Here is a 14045-nt window from a genome sequence, read left to right on the forward strand (position 1 = left end):
CCAGACCAAGCCTCGCAAAGCGCCCATTATCTTCCAGAGGCTGTAATTGAATTGAAAACCACTGCAACCGCTTAAGTGCTGACAGGTTACCTTGCCGGGACCCTTGCGCCCACCGGTCCGTGCACGAATCCAACGCGCGCATAAAAAAAAACGGACAACATCGTAGCGATGCCGTCCGTCGAGGAGACCCGCGGTCTGTTCGACCGCGATAACCACAAGGGAAACTGAAAGAAAACTAAACCTGGCCGATCACGGATACAGGCCGCGCAGTTCGCGCGCTTCGAGAATGCGCTTGCAGGCGACGATAAACGCGGCCGTACGCACCGATACCTTCTGTTCGCTCGACACTTGCCACACCGCGGCAAACGCTTCGCGCATCACGCGCTCGAGACGCTGGTTGATCTCGTCTTCAGTCCAGAAGAAGCTCGAGAAGTCCTGCACCCATTCGAAGTACGACACCGTCACGCCACCGGCATTCGCCACCACGTCGGGAATCACGAGGATGCCCTTGTCGTGCAGGATGTCGTCCGCCGCGGTCGTGGTCGGACCGTTCGCGCCTTCCACGACGATCTTCGTCTTGATCTTGCTGGCGTTCTTTTCGGTGATCTGATTTTCCAGTGCAGCCGGGATCAGGATGTCCGATTCGACGGTCCAGAAATCGTCCGCCGCGATGGCGTCCGCTTCCGGGAACCCGCCCACGCCGCCAGTCTTCGCCACGTGCGCCAGCAGCGCGACGGCGTCGATACCCGAGGACTTGTGAATCGTGCCCGTGTGGTCCTGTACTGCAACCAGCTTCGAGCCGGCTTCCTGGAACAGGCGTGCGGCGATGCCGCCCACGTTACCGAAACCTTGCACGGCGATGCGTGCGCCTTCGATGTCGACGCCAATGCGACGCGCGGCTTCCGCGGCCACCACGAACACGCCGCGACCGGTTGCTTCCTTACGACCCAGCGAACCGCCCAGCGTGATCGGCTTACCCGTCACTACGCCCGTCGCCGTTTGGCCCTGGTTCATGGAGTACGTGTCCATCATCCACGCCATGATCTGCTCGTTCGTGTTCACGTCCGGCGCGGGAATATCGGTGTTCGGTCCGATGATGATGCCGATTTCGCTGGTGTAGCGGCGCGTGACGCGCTCGAGCTCACCCCGCGAAAGCGTACGCGGATCGACGCGAATCCCACCCTTGGCACCGCCGTACGGCACGTTCACGGCCGCGTTCTTGACCGACATCCATGCTGACAGCGCCATCACTTCCGACAGCGTCACGTCCTGGTGATAACGCACACCGCCCTTGCCCGGACCGCGCGAAACGTTGTGCTGCACGCGATAGCCTTCGAAGTGCGCGACCGTGCCGTTATCGAGTTCGATAGGCACGTCGACGATGAGAATACGCTTCGGACGCTTGAGGGTTTCGAGCCAGCGCGACAGCGAGCCGAGATACGGCGCGACGCGGTCGACCTGACGCAGGTAGTTGCCCCAGGGGCCGAGGTTGTCGCTATTCAGATAGGACGGGACGGATTGCAACGACGATGCGGACTGCGGTTGGGATGACATGAACGCTCCAAGCGTTTTGACCGAATGACGTCATTGTCGAAAATCGCCCTTTTGAAATCCAATGCCGTTTGATCATCCCGTTATGTCTTTTGTGCATAACGTTGAAAATCCGCAAAAAGCCGTCGCATCGGGCATAACAATGCAGTCGTGCGGTGCTAGGCCGCGCACACGGTGCGTGATGTCAGCCAGCGCTTCCCGCGAGCTTACGCCGCGCTTTGGGCCAGCTCTCCGCTCACCGCGTCCCACAGTTGCCGTACCAGCACGTGGCGCGCATCCTCGCCTTGCGCCGCCAGCTTGTCGCGATACAGACGGATCTCCATGGTCAGCGTGAACTGCCCTTCCGGCGTCCCGCGCATCGCGCGGTCGAGGCGGATCAGCTTGCCTTCCGCAACCGCGTCTTCCACTGCGCTATGCGGCAGGAATGCAATGCCGTGACCGGCCAGCGCCATCGCTTTCAGACCCTCGGCCATGTCGGTCTCGTAGAGCTGATCGAGATACAGCCGGCCCGGCGCATTCGCAATGATGACCTCGGTCATGCGGCCCAGATACGCGTTCGGTGTGTACGACAGATACGGCGCCGGTTCGTCCGGCGTACCCGGCAGCGTGTAGCGCGCGCGGCCGGCGCGGGCCGGTGCGGAGAACGGACTGATCGGCTCAATGCCGAGCGTCAGCATGTCGTAGCGAGCCGGATCGAGCGCCACCGGATGACTGGGATGGTGATAACCCATCACCAGATCGCAGCCGCCTTCCACCAGCGAAAGCACCGCGTCATGGACGTTTAGTGCGCGCAAACGGGTATGCACCGGTCCGAGCTGCGCCTCGATGCGTTGCAGCCAGCGTGGAAAATACGTCAACGAAAGCGTGTGCGGCACCGCGAACTCGATGGTCGCCGCGGGCGTTGCCATGTGGCCGCGCAGTAACGTGCGCGCCTCGTGGAACTGCGAGAGCATGGCGAGCGCCTGCTCGTAGAAGATCTGCCCTGCCGCCGTGAGACGCGTCGGATAAACCGAACGGTCGATCAGTTCCGTGCCGAGCCACGCTTCCAGCGCCTGAATACGGCGCGAAAACGCCGGCTGGGTGACGTGCCGCAACTCCGCGGACCGGCTAAAACTGCGCGTTTCCGCGAGCGAAACGAAGTCTTCGAGCCATTTCAGTTCCATGCGGACCCTGCGACGAGCGGGAAAGAAGAAGTCAGCATTCTAGCCGGGCGAGTCGTCTGCGAAGCCAGCCGAATCAGGAGCGCGCCCCGTGCGGTGGTAAAATTCGCGGTTCCCTCCGTTTCCGATCTGCTCACCGAGCTGTCACGCCCCCATCATGTCCGACACCCGCCCCGATACCCTGTTCGCGCTCACCGCGCTCTCCCCTCTCGACGGCCGCTATGCGTCGAAAACCGAAGCCCTGCGCGACTGGCTCTCGGAAGCCGCATTCATGCGCCATCGCGTGACGGTTGAAATCCATTGGCTGATCGCGCTCTCGCAGGCCGGCTTCGCCGAAGTGCCACGCTTTTCCGAAGCGTCCGAACAATTCCTGCTGCAACTGGCCGAGCGCTTCACCGCGCACGACGCCGCACGCATCAAGGAAATCGAGCGCGTCACGAACCATGACGTGAAGGCGGTCGAATACTGGCTCAAGGAATCGGTGAAGGGTCAGCCGGAACTGGAACGCGCGAGCGAATTCATTCACTTCGCGTGCACCTCGGAAGACATCAACAATACTTCGCACGGTCTGATGCTGGCCGGCGCGCGTGAGCACGTCATCGTGCCGGCGCTGCGTTCGGTGCATGCACGGCTTGTCGCCCTCGCTCACGCACAAGCCGCGCAGCCGATGCTCTCGCGCACGCATGGTCAGCCGGCCAGCCCGACCACGCTCGGCAAGGAAATCGCCAACGTCGCGGCGCGTCTCGCGCGAGCGATCGAGCGGATCGAAAAGGTCGAACTGCTCGGCAAGATGAACGGCGCGGTGGGCAACTTCAACGCGCATCTGTCGGCGTATCCCGAGTTCGATTGGGAAGCGTTTTCGCGCGAAGTGGTCGAGAAGCGTCTGAAGCTCAAGTTCAACCCGTACACGATCCAGATCGAACCGCACGATTACATGGCCGAGCTGTTCGACGCCGTGTCGCGCGCCAATACCATCCTGCTCGATCTGGACCGCGACGTGTGGGGCTACATCTCGCTCGGCTACTTCAAGCAACGTCTGAAGGCCGGTGAGATCGGTTCGTCGACCATGCCGCACAAGGTCAATCCGATCGACTTCGAAAACTCGGAAGGCAACCTCGGCCTCGCCAATGCGACGCTGCGCCACCTCGCCGAGAAGCTGCCTGTCTCGCGCTGGCAGCGCGATCTGACCGACTCGACGGTGCTGCGCAATATCGGCGTCGCGTTGGGCTACTCGCTGCTTTCCTACGACGCGCTGATTCGCGGTCTCGACAAGCTCGAAGTGAACCCGGCACGTCTGAACGAAGATCTGGATAACTGCTGGGAAGTACTGGCCGAGCCGGTGCAGACCGTGATGCGCCGGTATGGCATCGAAAATCCGTATGAGCAACTGAAGGAACTCACGCGCGGCAAGGGCATTACCCGTGAGGCGCTGCAGACGTTCATTGGCGGCTTGAATATTCCCGCCGACGCAAAGGAGCGCCTGCTCGTCATGACGCCGGCATCGTATGTGGGCAAGGCCATCGAACTGGCGAAGCGGATTGCATAAGCAGCGCTAACACGCTACGCGCCAGCACGGCGGGCAGAGACAAAAATGGCGCTCCAAGGAGCGCCATTTTTTTAGCTTTTCAAAAGCCGCGTGACTGTGTGACTGCGTGACTCAGCGCGCCTTCATCTGCACCAACACCTCGTCCACGATCGCATCCGGCGATAGTTCGATACTCACCGTAATCGCCTCGTCCGTACCCGGCTCTTCGAGCGTATCCAGCTGACTCTGCAGCAGCGACGGATCGAAGAAGTGACCAGTACGCGTCCCCAGGCGCTCATGCAGCACTTCGTACGAGCCCTTCAGATAGACGAACACCACGTCCCTGTTGCCGCCGCGCAGGATGTCGCGATATGAACGCTTCAGCGACGAACACGTAAAAACCGCATCCTCCTGCGCACGCTGCTTTTCCTCAATCGCCGCCCGAATGGTCTTGAGCCACGGCCAGCGGTCCTCGTCGGTCAGTGGAATGCCTTTGTGCATCTTCTCCTTGTTGGCCGCGCTGTGAAACGCGTCACCATCCGTGAAGGCGCATTGCATGCGCTCCGCCAGCATTTCGCCAATCCGCGTCTTGCCGGCGCCCGAGACGCCCATTGCGATCAGAATCATTCGCTACTCCTTACAGAACCGTCGACAGTGCGAAGGTCAAACCCAAACCCATCAACGAAATGATCGTTTCGAGCAGCGACCACGTCTTGAACGTCTGCCCCACCGTCATTCCAAAATACTCCTTGATCAGCCAGAAGCCACCGTCGTTGACGTGTGAAAAAATCAGCGAGCCCGAGCCCGTTGCCAACACCAGCAACTCCGGACGCACCTGGACACCGCCTGCCGCGGCGATGGGTGCGACGATGCCGCAAGCGGTCGTCATGGCAACCGTCGCTGAGCCGGTCGCCAGACGAATCAGCGCAGCAACGGCCCATGCGAACAGCAGCGGCGACAGATGCGCGGCCGTAGCCGCGTTGACGATTTCCTTCGAAATGCCGCTGTCCATCAGCACGCGTCCGAAGCCGCCGCCTGCGCCCACGATGAGCGTAATGCCGGCAATCGGCGCCAGACATTCGCCGCAGAATTTCTGGATCTGCTCGCGGTTGAAGCCGCGCTTCGCACCGAAGGTCCAGAAGCTGACCAGCACTGCGATCAGCAACGCCACGTCCGAATTGCCCACGAAATGGAGCAGGTCGTTCGGCAAGGTGTTCGGTGTGAACACGAGGTCCGCCCAACTGCCGATCAACATCAGAATCACCGGCAGCAGAATCGTGAACAGCGTTACGCCAAAGCTCGGCAATTCACGCTTCGTCTGCTTCTCCTTGTCTTCCGAGGCCGAGCCGAGAAACTGCGCAGCAAGCGGATTGTTCTCGGGCAGCTTGATATAACGGCTGACCAGCAATGCAAACAGCGGCCCCGCGACGATCGCGCAAGGCACACCGACAATCAGGCCATACGCAATCGTCTTGCCGATATCCGCGTGATAGGCCTGCACCGCGAGCATGGCCGCAGGGTGCGGCGGAATCAGGCCGTGCACGACAGACAGACCGGCGATCATCGGCAGACCGATCAGCAGCAACGACTTGCCGGTGCGCTTGGCGACGTTGAATGCGATCGGAATCAGCAGCACGAAACCCACTTCGAAGAACACCGGCAAGCCGACGATGATCGCCACCACCATCATCGCCCAGTGAATATGCTTTTCGCCGAATTTGTCGATCAGGGTCGTGGCGACTCTTTCCGCTCCGCCGGACTCGGCCATCATCTTGCCGAGCATGGTGCCGAGGCCGACGACGATCGCAATGTGGCCGAGCGTGTTGCCATTGCCGGTTTCGAACGACTTGACGATGGTGCCCATCGGCATGCCGGCCACGAGTCCGAGCAGCAGCGAAACGATGATGAGGACGAGGAATGGATAAACCTTGTAGCGCGTGATCAGCAGGATCAGCGCGGCGATGGCGATCACCGCGTAAATCAGCAGCAAGCTGCCATGGCTAGCTCCCATGGAGCTCCTCCTTTTGAATTGTTGGTTATGAGCGCAGAGGTCTGGGGTGGCCTCTGTCGCGCTGCGTCTCTCGATGCCTCACGCGCAACCGCGGTATTCCGGGCAACCGCATGGACTTTTGATTCTACTGTCTGTTTGCGCAGGGAGCGCGCGAAAAGCCCCAGGCAGATAAAAAAGAGCCTCGCTGCTGCAGCCGGACAGGCTGCATCGGCGAGGCTCCCTGTGCTTTCGCACTGACCTTGACGTGGTTGATCGGGTTCATGAGCCCGTTACGCTGACGCCTGCCGCGTTACCGCAGGCGTCGCCAGACTCAGGTCAACCTTGACTCAATGCGCCGGCGCGGCCAATTGGCTCGCCGCACGCGCGAGACGCGTGACTTCATCCCAGTTCTGCGCCGTCACCGCAGACTTCGGCGTCAGCCAGGAACCGCCCACGCACACCACGTTCGGAAGTGCGAGGAAATTGGGAGCGGTTTCAGCGGTGATGCCACCGGTCGGGCAGAACTTCAGTGTCGGGAACGGGCCATGAAAAGCTTGCAGCATCGGCACGCCGCCGGCTTGCTGCGCCGGGAAGAACTTGACGATCTCGTAGCCGAGTTCGAGCGCGGTGATGATGTCGCTCGGTGTCATCACACCCGGCAGCAGCGGCAGACCGGCGTCCTGCGCGGCCTTGTGCATATCCTTGGTGAGACCCGGTGAGACGCCGAACCGGGCGCCCGCCTTCTTCGCCTGCGCACAATGCTCCGGCTTCGTAATCGTGCCCACGCCGACGACGATGTCTTCCGCCAGTTGGCTCGCGCGTTCGATCGCTTCGAGACCCGCTGCCGTGCGCAAGGTGATTTCCAGCACCTTCACGCCACCCGCATGCAGCGCACGCGACACGTTCTCGCCCTGCTCCGCCGAGTCGAATGCCAACACGGGAATCACCGGGCCGAGGCGCACGATGTCGCTTACTTTTATTGCCGTCATAGTCAGACTCCTTGTTTCTGCAGCGCGTGGCTTGCGTGAACTTCACCCACCATCGGGCCAAATACCGAGGCGCCCAGTTCCGCGGGCGCAGCCGCCGCACGGAAGACGCCAAACAGTTCCCGGCCGAAGCCGACCTCGTTTTCCGCCTGATGCTGCGGCACGGCTTCCGGCCGCGCCGCCCATTCGGCCGCGTCGATCTCGACGTCGAGCACGCCGGCTTCCGCATCGATCACCAGCATGTCGCCCGTGACCACCTTGCCGATCGGCCCTTGCAGCAACGCTTCCGGCGAAACGTGGATCACCGCAGGGACCTTGCCCGAGGCGCCCGACATGCGTCCGTCCGTGACGAGCGCAACGTGGAAACCTTGATCCTGCAACACGCCGAGCAACGGCGTCAAACGGTGCAGTTCAGGCATGCCGTTTGCGCGTGCGCCCTGGAAGCGCACCACCGCCACGAAATCGCGCTTCAGCTCGCCCTTGTCGAACGCTTCCTGCACGGCTTCCTGCGAATCGAACACAATGGCCGGCGCCTTCACCTTACGATGTTGCGCTGCAACCGCCGAAATCTTGATGACGCCGCGTCCCAGCTTGCCCTGCATCAGGCGCAAGCCGCCGTCCGGCTGGAACGGCTCCTTGATACTGCGCAGCACGGCGGTTTCATGGCTCTCGGTGGCACCCGCCACCCACGTCAGCTTGCCGTCGAGCAGCTTGGGCTCTTCGGTGTAGTGATGCAGACCTCGCCCTGCCACCGTGTTGACGTCCTCATGCAGCAAGCCGCCTTCCAGCAGATTGCGAACCAGGAAAGCGACCCCGCCCGCGGCGTGGAAGTGGTTCACATCGGCCTTGCCGTTCGGATAGATCTTCGCGAGCAGCGGCACGCTTTGCGACAAGTGGTCGAAGTCGTCCCAGTCGATCACGATGCCCGCAGCGCGCGCAATCGCCACCAGATGCAGCGTGTGATTGGTCGAACCGCCCGTCGCCAGCAGCGCGACGATGCCGTTGATGATGGCCTTCTCGTCGACCACATGGCCGATCGGCGTGTAGTTGCCGCGCTCCACCGTCAGGTCGAGCACGCGGCGCGCGGCTTGCGCGGTGAGCGCGTCGCGCAGCGGCGTGTGCGGATGCACGAAGGCCGAGCCCGGCAGATGCAGGCCCATCACTTCCATCAGCATCTGGTTGCTGTTGGCGGTGCCGTAGAAGGTGCAGGTGCCGTGGCTGTGATACGCGGCAGCTTCCGCTTCGAGCAGCGCGCCGCGGTCGCAATGGCCGGTGGCGAACTGCTGGCGGACTTTCGCCTTGTCGTCGTTGCCAAGACCGCTGGTCATTGGGCCGGCCGGCACAAAGATGGTCGGAATGTGGCCGAATTGCAGCGCGCCAATCAGAAGGCCCGGCACGATCTTGTCGCAGATACCGAGGCACAGGGCGGCGTCGAACATGTTGTGCGTGAGTGCGACCGCCGTGCTCATGGCGATGACTTCACGCGAAAACAGCGACAGTTCCATACCCGCATTGCCTTGCGTCACGCCGTCGCACATGGCCGGCACGCCGCCCGCGAACTGCGCCACGCCGCCGTTTTCACGGGCGGCCTGCTTGATGATGTCGGGATAATTCTTGAACGGCGCGTGCGCGGACAGCATCTCGTTGTACGAGGACACGATGCCGATATTCGGCTCGCGGATCTGTTTGATCACCAGCTTGTCGTTGCCTTCGAGGCCAGCAAAGCCGTGGGCGAGGTTCGCGCACGACAGCGCGCCGCGTACCGGAAACTTGCCTTGGGCCTTGTCGATGCGGGCCAGATAGGCGTCGCGAGTGGGCTTGCTGCGTTCGATCACGCGTTGCGTGACCTTGAGCAATTGCGAATGCGGGGAAACCATCGAAGCTCCTTCGTCGCTGGCGGTGGCGAACAGGCGCGCAGGGCCAGGTGGGGTCGCGGGGACGTCGGATCAAGCCGACCACCAGAGTTTAGTAGAAAAACTACACGATCGCAATGTCGATAATCCCAATCCTTGCATCGCCCCTCGTTCGCCGCAACGCACCATCTGGCGCCGCTTAAGCCTAAAGCGGACTGTACCTAGGGAATACACCTACTGCGCGAAATGTAGTTTTTGTACATCTTTGGCAATCAGCTATAGTCCACGCATTCTTCAGCATAGTGCGAGTTTTCCAATGATGCTGTCCCAGGTGGAAGAGATGCGAGACCAGTTGCGCCCCTCCGAGCGCAAGCTGGCCGACTACGTGATCGAGGCGCCGCGCGAGGTACTCGATCTGTCGATGAACGAGATGGCTGCGCGTGCCGGCGTGAGCCAGCCGACCATTGCGCGCTTTTGCCATGCGCTTGGCTTTTCCGGCTTTCGCGAGTTCAAGATCCGGCTGGCGCAGGGCATTGCTGCCGAGGTTCCGGCCGTCTATCGCGACGTGCGTCCCGACGAGCCAACGCCTGGCGTGGCCGCCAAGGTGCTCGACCGGACCATCGGGGCGCTGATCCAGGTACGCAACAATCTGTCGTCGGACAGTGTGGCCGCTGCTATTACGCTGCTCACGCATGCACGGCGGATCGAGTTCTACGGCGCGGGCGGTTCCGGCATTGCCGCGCTCGACGTGCAGCACAAGTTCTTTCGCCTCGGCATGCCGAGCGTTGCGTATTCGGACCCGCATACGTTTCTGATGTCGGCGACGCTGCTAGGTGAAGGCGACGTGGTGGTGGCGATATCGAACACGGGGCGCACGCGCGACATCATCGATGCGGTGAAGTCCGCGCTTGCTACGGGCGCCAAAGTGATCGCCATCACCCACGGCAATTCGCCGCTGGCGCGGCTCGCAACCGTGGGCCTGTTTGCCAACGTGGATGAGGATACGGATATCTTTTCGCCGATGACGTCGCGCGTCTCGCATCTGGCGATCGGCGATATTCTCGCGGTAGGCGTCGCGTTGAGCCGAGGACCGGAGCTGGTCGAAAAGCTGGCGCAGGCGAAAGAAGTGTTGAACCGGCGACGGATCGATCCGCGGGCGTAATACATCGTGTCTCGTACTACGCGTCGCGCAGCTCTGCCGCTACGAATTTGCGTCGAGTTGAGGCAACCGTTTGCTAGACGCGACCATAAAAAAGGCAGTTTACCGAACCGGCAAACTGCCCTTTTCAATTCGAAGTCTGCAACAACCTACACGCAGCCGAATATCCGAGAAGGTTTTAAAAAGGCTTGATCACCACCAACGCCACGGCCGCCAGCATCCCCAGCACAGGCAGTTCATTGAACATGCGATACCACTGATGCGAGCGACGGTTTTCGCCTCGCTCGAAGGTCGCGAGTAGCCGGCCACAATAAAAGTGATAGACGATCAGCAATGCCACGACGCCCAGCTTCGCATGCATCCAGCCCTGCCCGCGTCCAATACCGATCACGAGCCACAACCACAACCCACAGGCGAGCGCCGGGAAGGCGATAAACGTCATGAAGCGGTACAGCTTCCTCGCCATGACAAGCAGCCGTGCCGTAGCGGCAGGTTCCGTTTCCATTGCCAGATTGACGAAGATGCGCGGCAGATAGAACAGGCCGGCAAACCAGGAAGCAATCAGAATGATGTGAAACGTTTTTACCCAGAGCATCGGCAGTCCTGACACGGCGTGTTGATCTTGTGGTTGGCTGTCATATGAGACGCACGGACAAAGAGGCTTACTGCCGACCCTCGCCGTGCCCCAGCACGATGTACTTCAGCGATGTCAGACCGTCCAGCCCGACTGGCCCGCGCGCGTGCAGCTTGTCGTTCGAAATGCCGATTTCCGCGCCCAGGCCAAATTCGAAGCCATCGGCGAAACGGGTCGACGCATTGACCATCACGCTCGCTGAGTCTACTTCGCGCAAAAAGCGCATCGCCCGATCATGGTCTTCGGTGACGACCGCGTCCGTGTGCTTCGAGCTATAGGTGTTGATGTGATCAATAGCCGCATCGAGGTCGTCCACCACCTTGATGGCCAGCACCGGCGCGAGGTATTCGGTGCTCCAGTCCGCCTCGGTCGCGTCGACCAGCGGGCCGACGCCTGCGGCTTCGAGGACCGCGCGCGCAGCCGGATCGACCCGCAACTCGACTTCCTTGCCGCGATACAGTTTTCCTAGCGGCGGTAGCACCTGGTTGGCAATGCCGCGCGCCACCAGCAAGGTCTCCATCGTGTTGCAGGTGCCGTAGCGGTGTGTCTTGGCGTTGTCGCAGACGCTCAGCGCCTTCGCGAGATCCGCGCGATCGTCGACGTACACGTGGCAGATGCCGTCCAGATGCTTGATCATCGGCACGCGGGCCTCTTCCATCAGCCTTGCGATCAGGCTCTTGCCGCCGCGCGGCACGATCACGTCGACATATTCCGTCATCGTGATCAGCTTGCCGACCGCGGCGCGATCCGACGTGGCCACCACTTGCACGGCGTCCTGCGGCAAGCCGGCGGTTTCCAGACCTTCGCCGATCAGCTTCGCCAGCGCCGTGTTGCATTCGAGCGCCTCCGAACCGCCACGCAGGATCGTCGCATTGCCGGATTTGAGACACAGCGCGGCGGCGTCGATCGTCACGTTGGGACGCGATTCGTAGATGATCCCGATCACGCCAAGCGGCACGCGCATCTGCCCCACCTGGATACCGCTTGGACGGTACTTGAGATTGCTGATCTCGCCGATCGGATCCGCCAGCGCCGCTACCTGACGCAAGCCTTCGACCATCGTCCTCAGCGCCTTGTCCGACAGTGTCAGACGGTCGATGAACGCAGCGTCGTGGCCTTTATCGCGGGCGCGGGCGAGGTCACGGGCATTGGCTTCCTTCAACTGTGCCGCATCGCGTTCGATGGCGTGCGCCACCGCTTCGAGCGCGGCGTTTTTCGCCGCCGTCGACGCTCGCGCCATTGCACGCGATGCGTGGCGGGCGCGGCGGCCGAGGTCGGTCATGTACTGGTCGATATCCATGGTGATTCTCGTATTGCCGCGCACGTTCATATGCAGCGGACAGACAGAAGTGGCGAAACATCAAACGATTGTAAGGCGGGTGACGACGACCTGCTCGTGCCGCCGTCAACCGGCGGAGCCGGCTGAGCGGCTTGCGTTGCACAGTGAGACCGTGCCCGAGCGTGAGTCTCTAACGGCTCAACCTGGACGTCGCGCTGGCACCGGTCCGGACTTCGCCGGCGACGCCACCGTCATGGCGAGTTCGAACAAGCCGTCCCACGGATCGGGCGGCGGATCGTTGCGGTGGTTGCCACGCGTGCCGCCGGACAACCCCTTCACCTGACGATCGAGCTTCGCGGCAAGCGCGAGCCCCTTCTCCAGCGCAGCTTCCGTGACACGCGACAACGCCGGCCCGATCAGGCGTTCACGCGGCCCCCACACGCGGTTTTCGCGCGTGAGCATGGCCAACGGCTTGCCGGCCGCAACGCCGCGCTTGATCCGCAACAGCGTGCGCACTTCCTCGACGACGGCCCACAACACCAGCACCGCCGCCTCGCCTTCGCCGCGCAAACCATCGAGCATCCGCGCAAGACGGCCGACATCGCCCGCGAGCATGGCCTCGTTCAGCTTGAACACGTCATACCGTGCCACGTTGAGCACGGCATCCTGAACCTGCTCGAAGCTCAGCACGCCTGCTGGATACAGCAGCCCGAGCTTCTGGATTTCCTGATGCGCGGCGAGCAGGTTGCCTTCGACCCGCTCCGCGATGAACTGCAACGCGCGCCGGCCTTCTTCACCCGCAGCCACGCGTTGGCCCTGCTGCGAAAGCCTCTGACCCACCCAGTTAGGCAACTGCGCACGCTCAACCGGATCGATTTTCAACGCCACGCCAGCCTCGGACAACGCGGTAAACCAGCCGGACTTCTGCGTGGCGGCATCCAGACGCGGCAACGTGATCATCGTCAACACGTCCGGATTGACCGCGTCAGCCAACGATTTCAGCGCGTCCGCACCTTCCTTGCCCGGCTTGCCCGACGGAATGCGAAGCTCGACCAGCTGTTTGTCGCCGAACAGCGACATCGACTGGCTCGCGCCCAACAGCGAGCTCCAGTCGAAGCCACGCTCGACCGTAAATACCGAGCGGTCGGTGTAACCGGCCGCGCGCGCGGTGGCGCGGATGCGGTCACCCGCTTCCTGCGCGAGCAGATGCTCGTCGCCGTACACGACGTACAAGCCGGCGAGTCCCTTCGCGAGGTGTGTTTCGAGCGCGTCAAGTCGCAGTTGCATGGCTACGGATCAGCGAGAGTGACAAGGTATGACCAACCAGAACGACGCTCAAAGCGGCGGCGGCGGCAACGGAGCGCGCGGCGCCACAGGTGGCACCCCCTGGCCCGGAGCCGGATGCAGCGAGTGCACCACGCCGAGACGGCGCGTCAACTGATCCACTGCGTCGTTGCGCATATCGGCGTACAGCAGGTCCGCTTCCGAGCTCTTCGATTGCGAGAACTCATCGCTATAGGTCATCGCGCGATTCAACGAAATCACGCTGCCCGGAATCAACACCGTGCCATCGGCACCGATCAGCGTGTAGCTCAACGTGTAGTTCAGCTGGTACTCTTCGACGACGCCCAGCGAATTCATCGCCAGCACACTATTGCCGAGACCTTCGGACACGCGCAGGACAGCGTCGGCGTTGGCCGTCGAATTGACGATCACCGTGTCGCTACCGCCCTGCACCATGCGACTGAAACGGCCCGTGAATGCGGGCGGCGCGCCCACCAGAGCCAGACGTTTGAACGGATAGTCTTGCTGACCGCGCAGCTGAAAGCCACAGGCCGACAGCACCATCACCCCGCACGCAAGCGTCAAAAACGATCTGCGAGTCACATTGGCTCCTGGTTCGCAGTA

12 protein-coding genes are annotated in these 14045 nt (G+C 62.1%); 2 read left to right on the forward strand and 10 right to left on the reverse strand.

Going from position 1 to position 14045, the window contains the following annotated elements; translation table 11 throughout:
* Positions 1-249 precede the first annotated feature (249 nt).
* Both P3T43_RS25195 and P3T43_RS25200 read right to left on the reverse strand, forming a co-directional pair.
* The gene (locus tag P3T43_RS25195; protein ID WP_429283725.1) at positions 250-1554 is read right to left on the reverse strand and encodes a Glu/Leu/Phe/Val family dehydrogenase; all 1305 of its coding nucleotides are present in this window, start codon (positions 1552-1554) and stop codon (positions 250-252) included.
* A 203-nt stretch (positions 1555-1757) separates the two neighbouring features.
* Positions 1758-2714, reverse strand: coding sequence for a LysR family transcriptional regulator (locus P3T43_RS25200; RefSeq protein ID WP_429283726.1), 957 nt, complete (start codon positions 2712-2714; stop codon positions 1758-1760).
* Positions 2715-2868: 154 nt separating this feature from the next.
* Here P3T43_RS25200 and purB point away from each other — a divergent pair, with 154 nt between their 5' ends.
* Positions 2869-4257 carry an adenylosuccinate lyase gene (gene purB, locus P3T43_RS25205; RefSeq protein ID WP_429283727.1) on the forward strand — a complete coding sequence of 463 codons (1389 nt, stop codon included), beginning with the start codon at positions 2869-2871 and terminating at the stop codon, positions 4255-4257.
* A gap of 111 nt (positions 4258-4368) precedes the next feature.
* On the opposite strand, the gene P3T43_RS25210 is transcribed toward purB, so the two are convergent.
* From P3T43_RS25210 to edd, 4 genes are all read right to left on the reverse strand, one after another.
* Positions 4369-4863 (reverse strand): gluconokinase, encoded by a 495-nt coding sequence (locus P3T43_RS25210; RefSeq protein WP_429283728.1) that lies wholly within the window; start codon positions 4861-4863, stop codon positions 4369-4371.
* A gap of 10 nt (positions 4864-4873) precedes the next feature.
* A complete protein-coding gene (locus tag P3T43_RS25215; RefSeq protein ID WP_429283729.1) occupies positions 4874-6247 on the reverse strand; it encodes a GntP family permease in 1374 nt (457 codons plus the stop codon).
* A gap of 326 nt (positions 6248-6573) precedes the next feature.
* Complete coding sequence (gene eda / locus P3T43_RS25220; RefSeq protein WP_429283730.1) at positions 6574-7215, reverse strand: bifunctional 4-hydroxy-2-oxoglutarate aldolase/2-dehydro-3-deoxy-phosphogluconate aldolase; 642 nt, start codon at positions 7213-7215, stop codon at positions 6574-6576.
* A 2-nt stretch (positions 7216-7217) separates the two neighbouring features.
* The gene (gene edd, locus P3T43_RS25225; RefSeq protein ID WP_429283731.1) at positions 7218-9089 is read right to left on the reverse strand and encodes a phosphogluconate dehydratase; all 1872 of its coding nucleotides are present in this window, start codon (positions 9087-9089) and stop codon (positions 7218-7220) included.
* A gap of 292 nt (positions 9090-9381) precedes the next feature.
* Between edd and P3T43_RS25230 the strand changes: the two genes are divergently transcribed.
* Positions 9382-10227, forward strand: coding sequence for a MurR/RpiR family transcriptional regulator (locus P3T43_RS25230; protein ID WP_429283732.1), 846 nt, complete (start codon positions 9382-9384; stop codon positions 10225-10227).
* Between the two features lie 175 nt (positions 10228-10402).
* On the opposite strand, the gene P3T43_RS25235 is transcribed toward P3T43_RS25230, so the two are convergent.
* The 4 genes from P3T43_RS25235 to lptE form a co-directional block, all read right to left on the reverse strand.
* Positions 10403-10819 (reverse strand): CopD family protein, encoded by a 417-nt coding sequence (locus P3T43_RS25235; RefSeq protein ID WP_429283733.1) that lies wholly within the window; start codon positions 10817-10819, stop codon positions 10403-10405.
* A 67-nt stretch (positions 10820-10886) separates the two neighbouring features.
* A complete protein-coding gene (locus P3T43_RS25240) occupies positions 10887-12158 on the reverse strand; it encodes a glutamate-5-semialdehyde dehydrogenase (protein WP_429283734.1) in 1272 nt (423 codons plus the stop codon).
* A gap of 177 nt (positions 12159-12335) precedes the next feature.
* The gene (gene holA / locus P3T43_RS25245) at positions 12336-13424 is read right to left on the reverse strand and encodes a DNA polymerase III subunit delta (RefSeq protein ID WP_429283735.1); all 1089 of its coding nucleotides are present in this window, start codon (positions 13422-13424) and stop codon (positions 12336-12338) included.
* Positions 13425-13472: 48 nt separating this feature from the next.
* A complete protein-coding gene (lptE, locus tag P3T43_RS25250) occupies positions 13473-14024 on the reverse strand; it encodes an LPS assembly lipoprotein LptE (RefSeq protein WP_429283736.1) in 552 nt (183 codons plus the stop codon).
* Positions 14025-14045 lie beyond the last annotated feature (21 nt).

Origin of the sequence: Paraburkholderia sp. GAS41, from assembly GCF_050436545.1 — a bacterium.
In the GTDB taxonomy this organism is placed as follows: Bacteria; Pseudomonadota; Gammaproteobacteria; order Burkholderiales; family Burkholderiaceae; genus Paraburkholderia.

What these genes read in the sequence shown, in the direction of transcription:
- P3T43_RS25240 (WP_429283734.1), bottom strand. Translation starts at nt 12,158, where the DNA reads ATGGATATCGACCAGTACATGACCGACCTCGGCCGCCGCGCCCGCCAC.
- eda (WP_429283730.1), bottom strand. Translation starts at nt 7,215, where the DNA reads ATGACGGCAATAAAAGTAAGCGACATCGTGCGCCTCGGCCCGGTGATT.
- P3T43_RS25235 (WP_429283733.1), bottom strand. Translation starts at nt 10,819, where the DNA reads ATGCTCTGGGTAAAAACGTTTCACATCATTCTGATTGCTTCCTGGTTT.
- holA (WP_429283735.1), bottom strand. Translation starts at nt 13,424, where the DNA reads ATGCAACTGCGACTTGACGCGCTCGAAACACACCTCGCGAAGGGACTC.
- P3T43_RS25215 (WP_429283729.1), bottom strand. Translation starts at nt 6,247, where the DNA reads ATGGGAGCTAGCCATGGCAGCTTGCTGCTGATTTACGCGGTGATCGCC.
- P3T43_RS25195 (WP_429283725.1), bottom strand. Translation starts at nt 1,554, where the DNA reads ATGTCATCCCAACCGCAGTCCGCATCGTCGTTGCAATCCGTCCCGTCC.
- purB (WP_429283727.1), top strand. Translation starts at nt 2,869, where the DNA reads ATGTCCGACACCCGCCCCGATACCCTGTTCGCGCTCACCGCGCTCTCC.
- P3T43_RS25200 (WP_429283726.1), bottom strand. Translation starts at nt 2,714, where the DNA reads ATGGAACTGAAATGGCTCGAAGACTTCGTTTCGCTCGCGGAAACGCGC.
- edd (WP_429283731.1), bottom strand. Translation starts at nt 9,089, where the DNA reads ATGGTTTCCCCGCATTCGCAATTGCTCAAGGTCACGCAACGCGTGATC.
- P3T43_RS25210 (WP_429283728.1), bottom strand. Translation starts at nt 4,863, where the DNA reads ATGATTCTGATCGCAATGGGCGTCTCGGGCGCCGGCAAGACGCGGATT.
- P3T43_RS25230 (WP_429283732.1), top strand. Translation starts at nt 9,382, where the DNA reads ATGATGCTGTCCCAGGTGGAAGAGATGCGAGACCAGTTGCGCCCCTCC.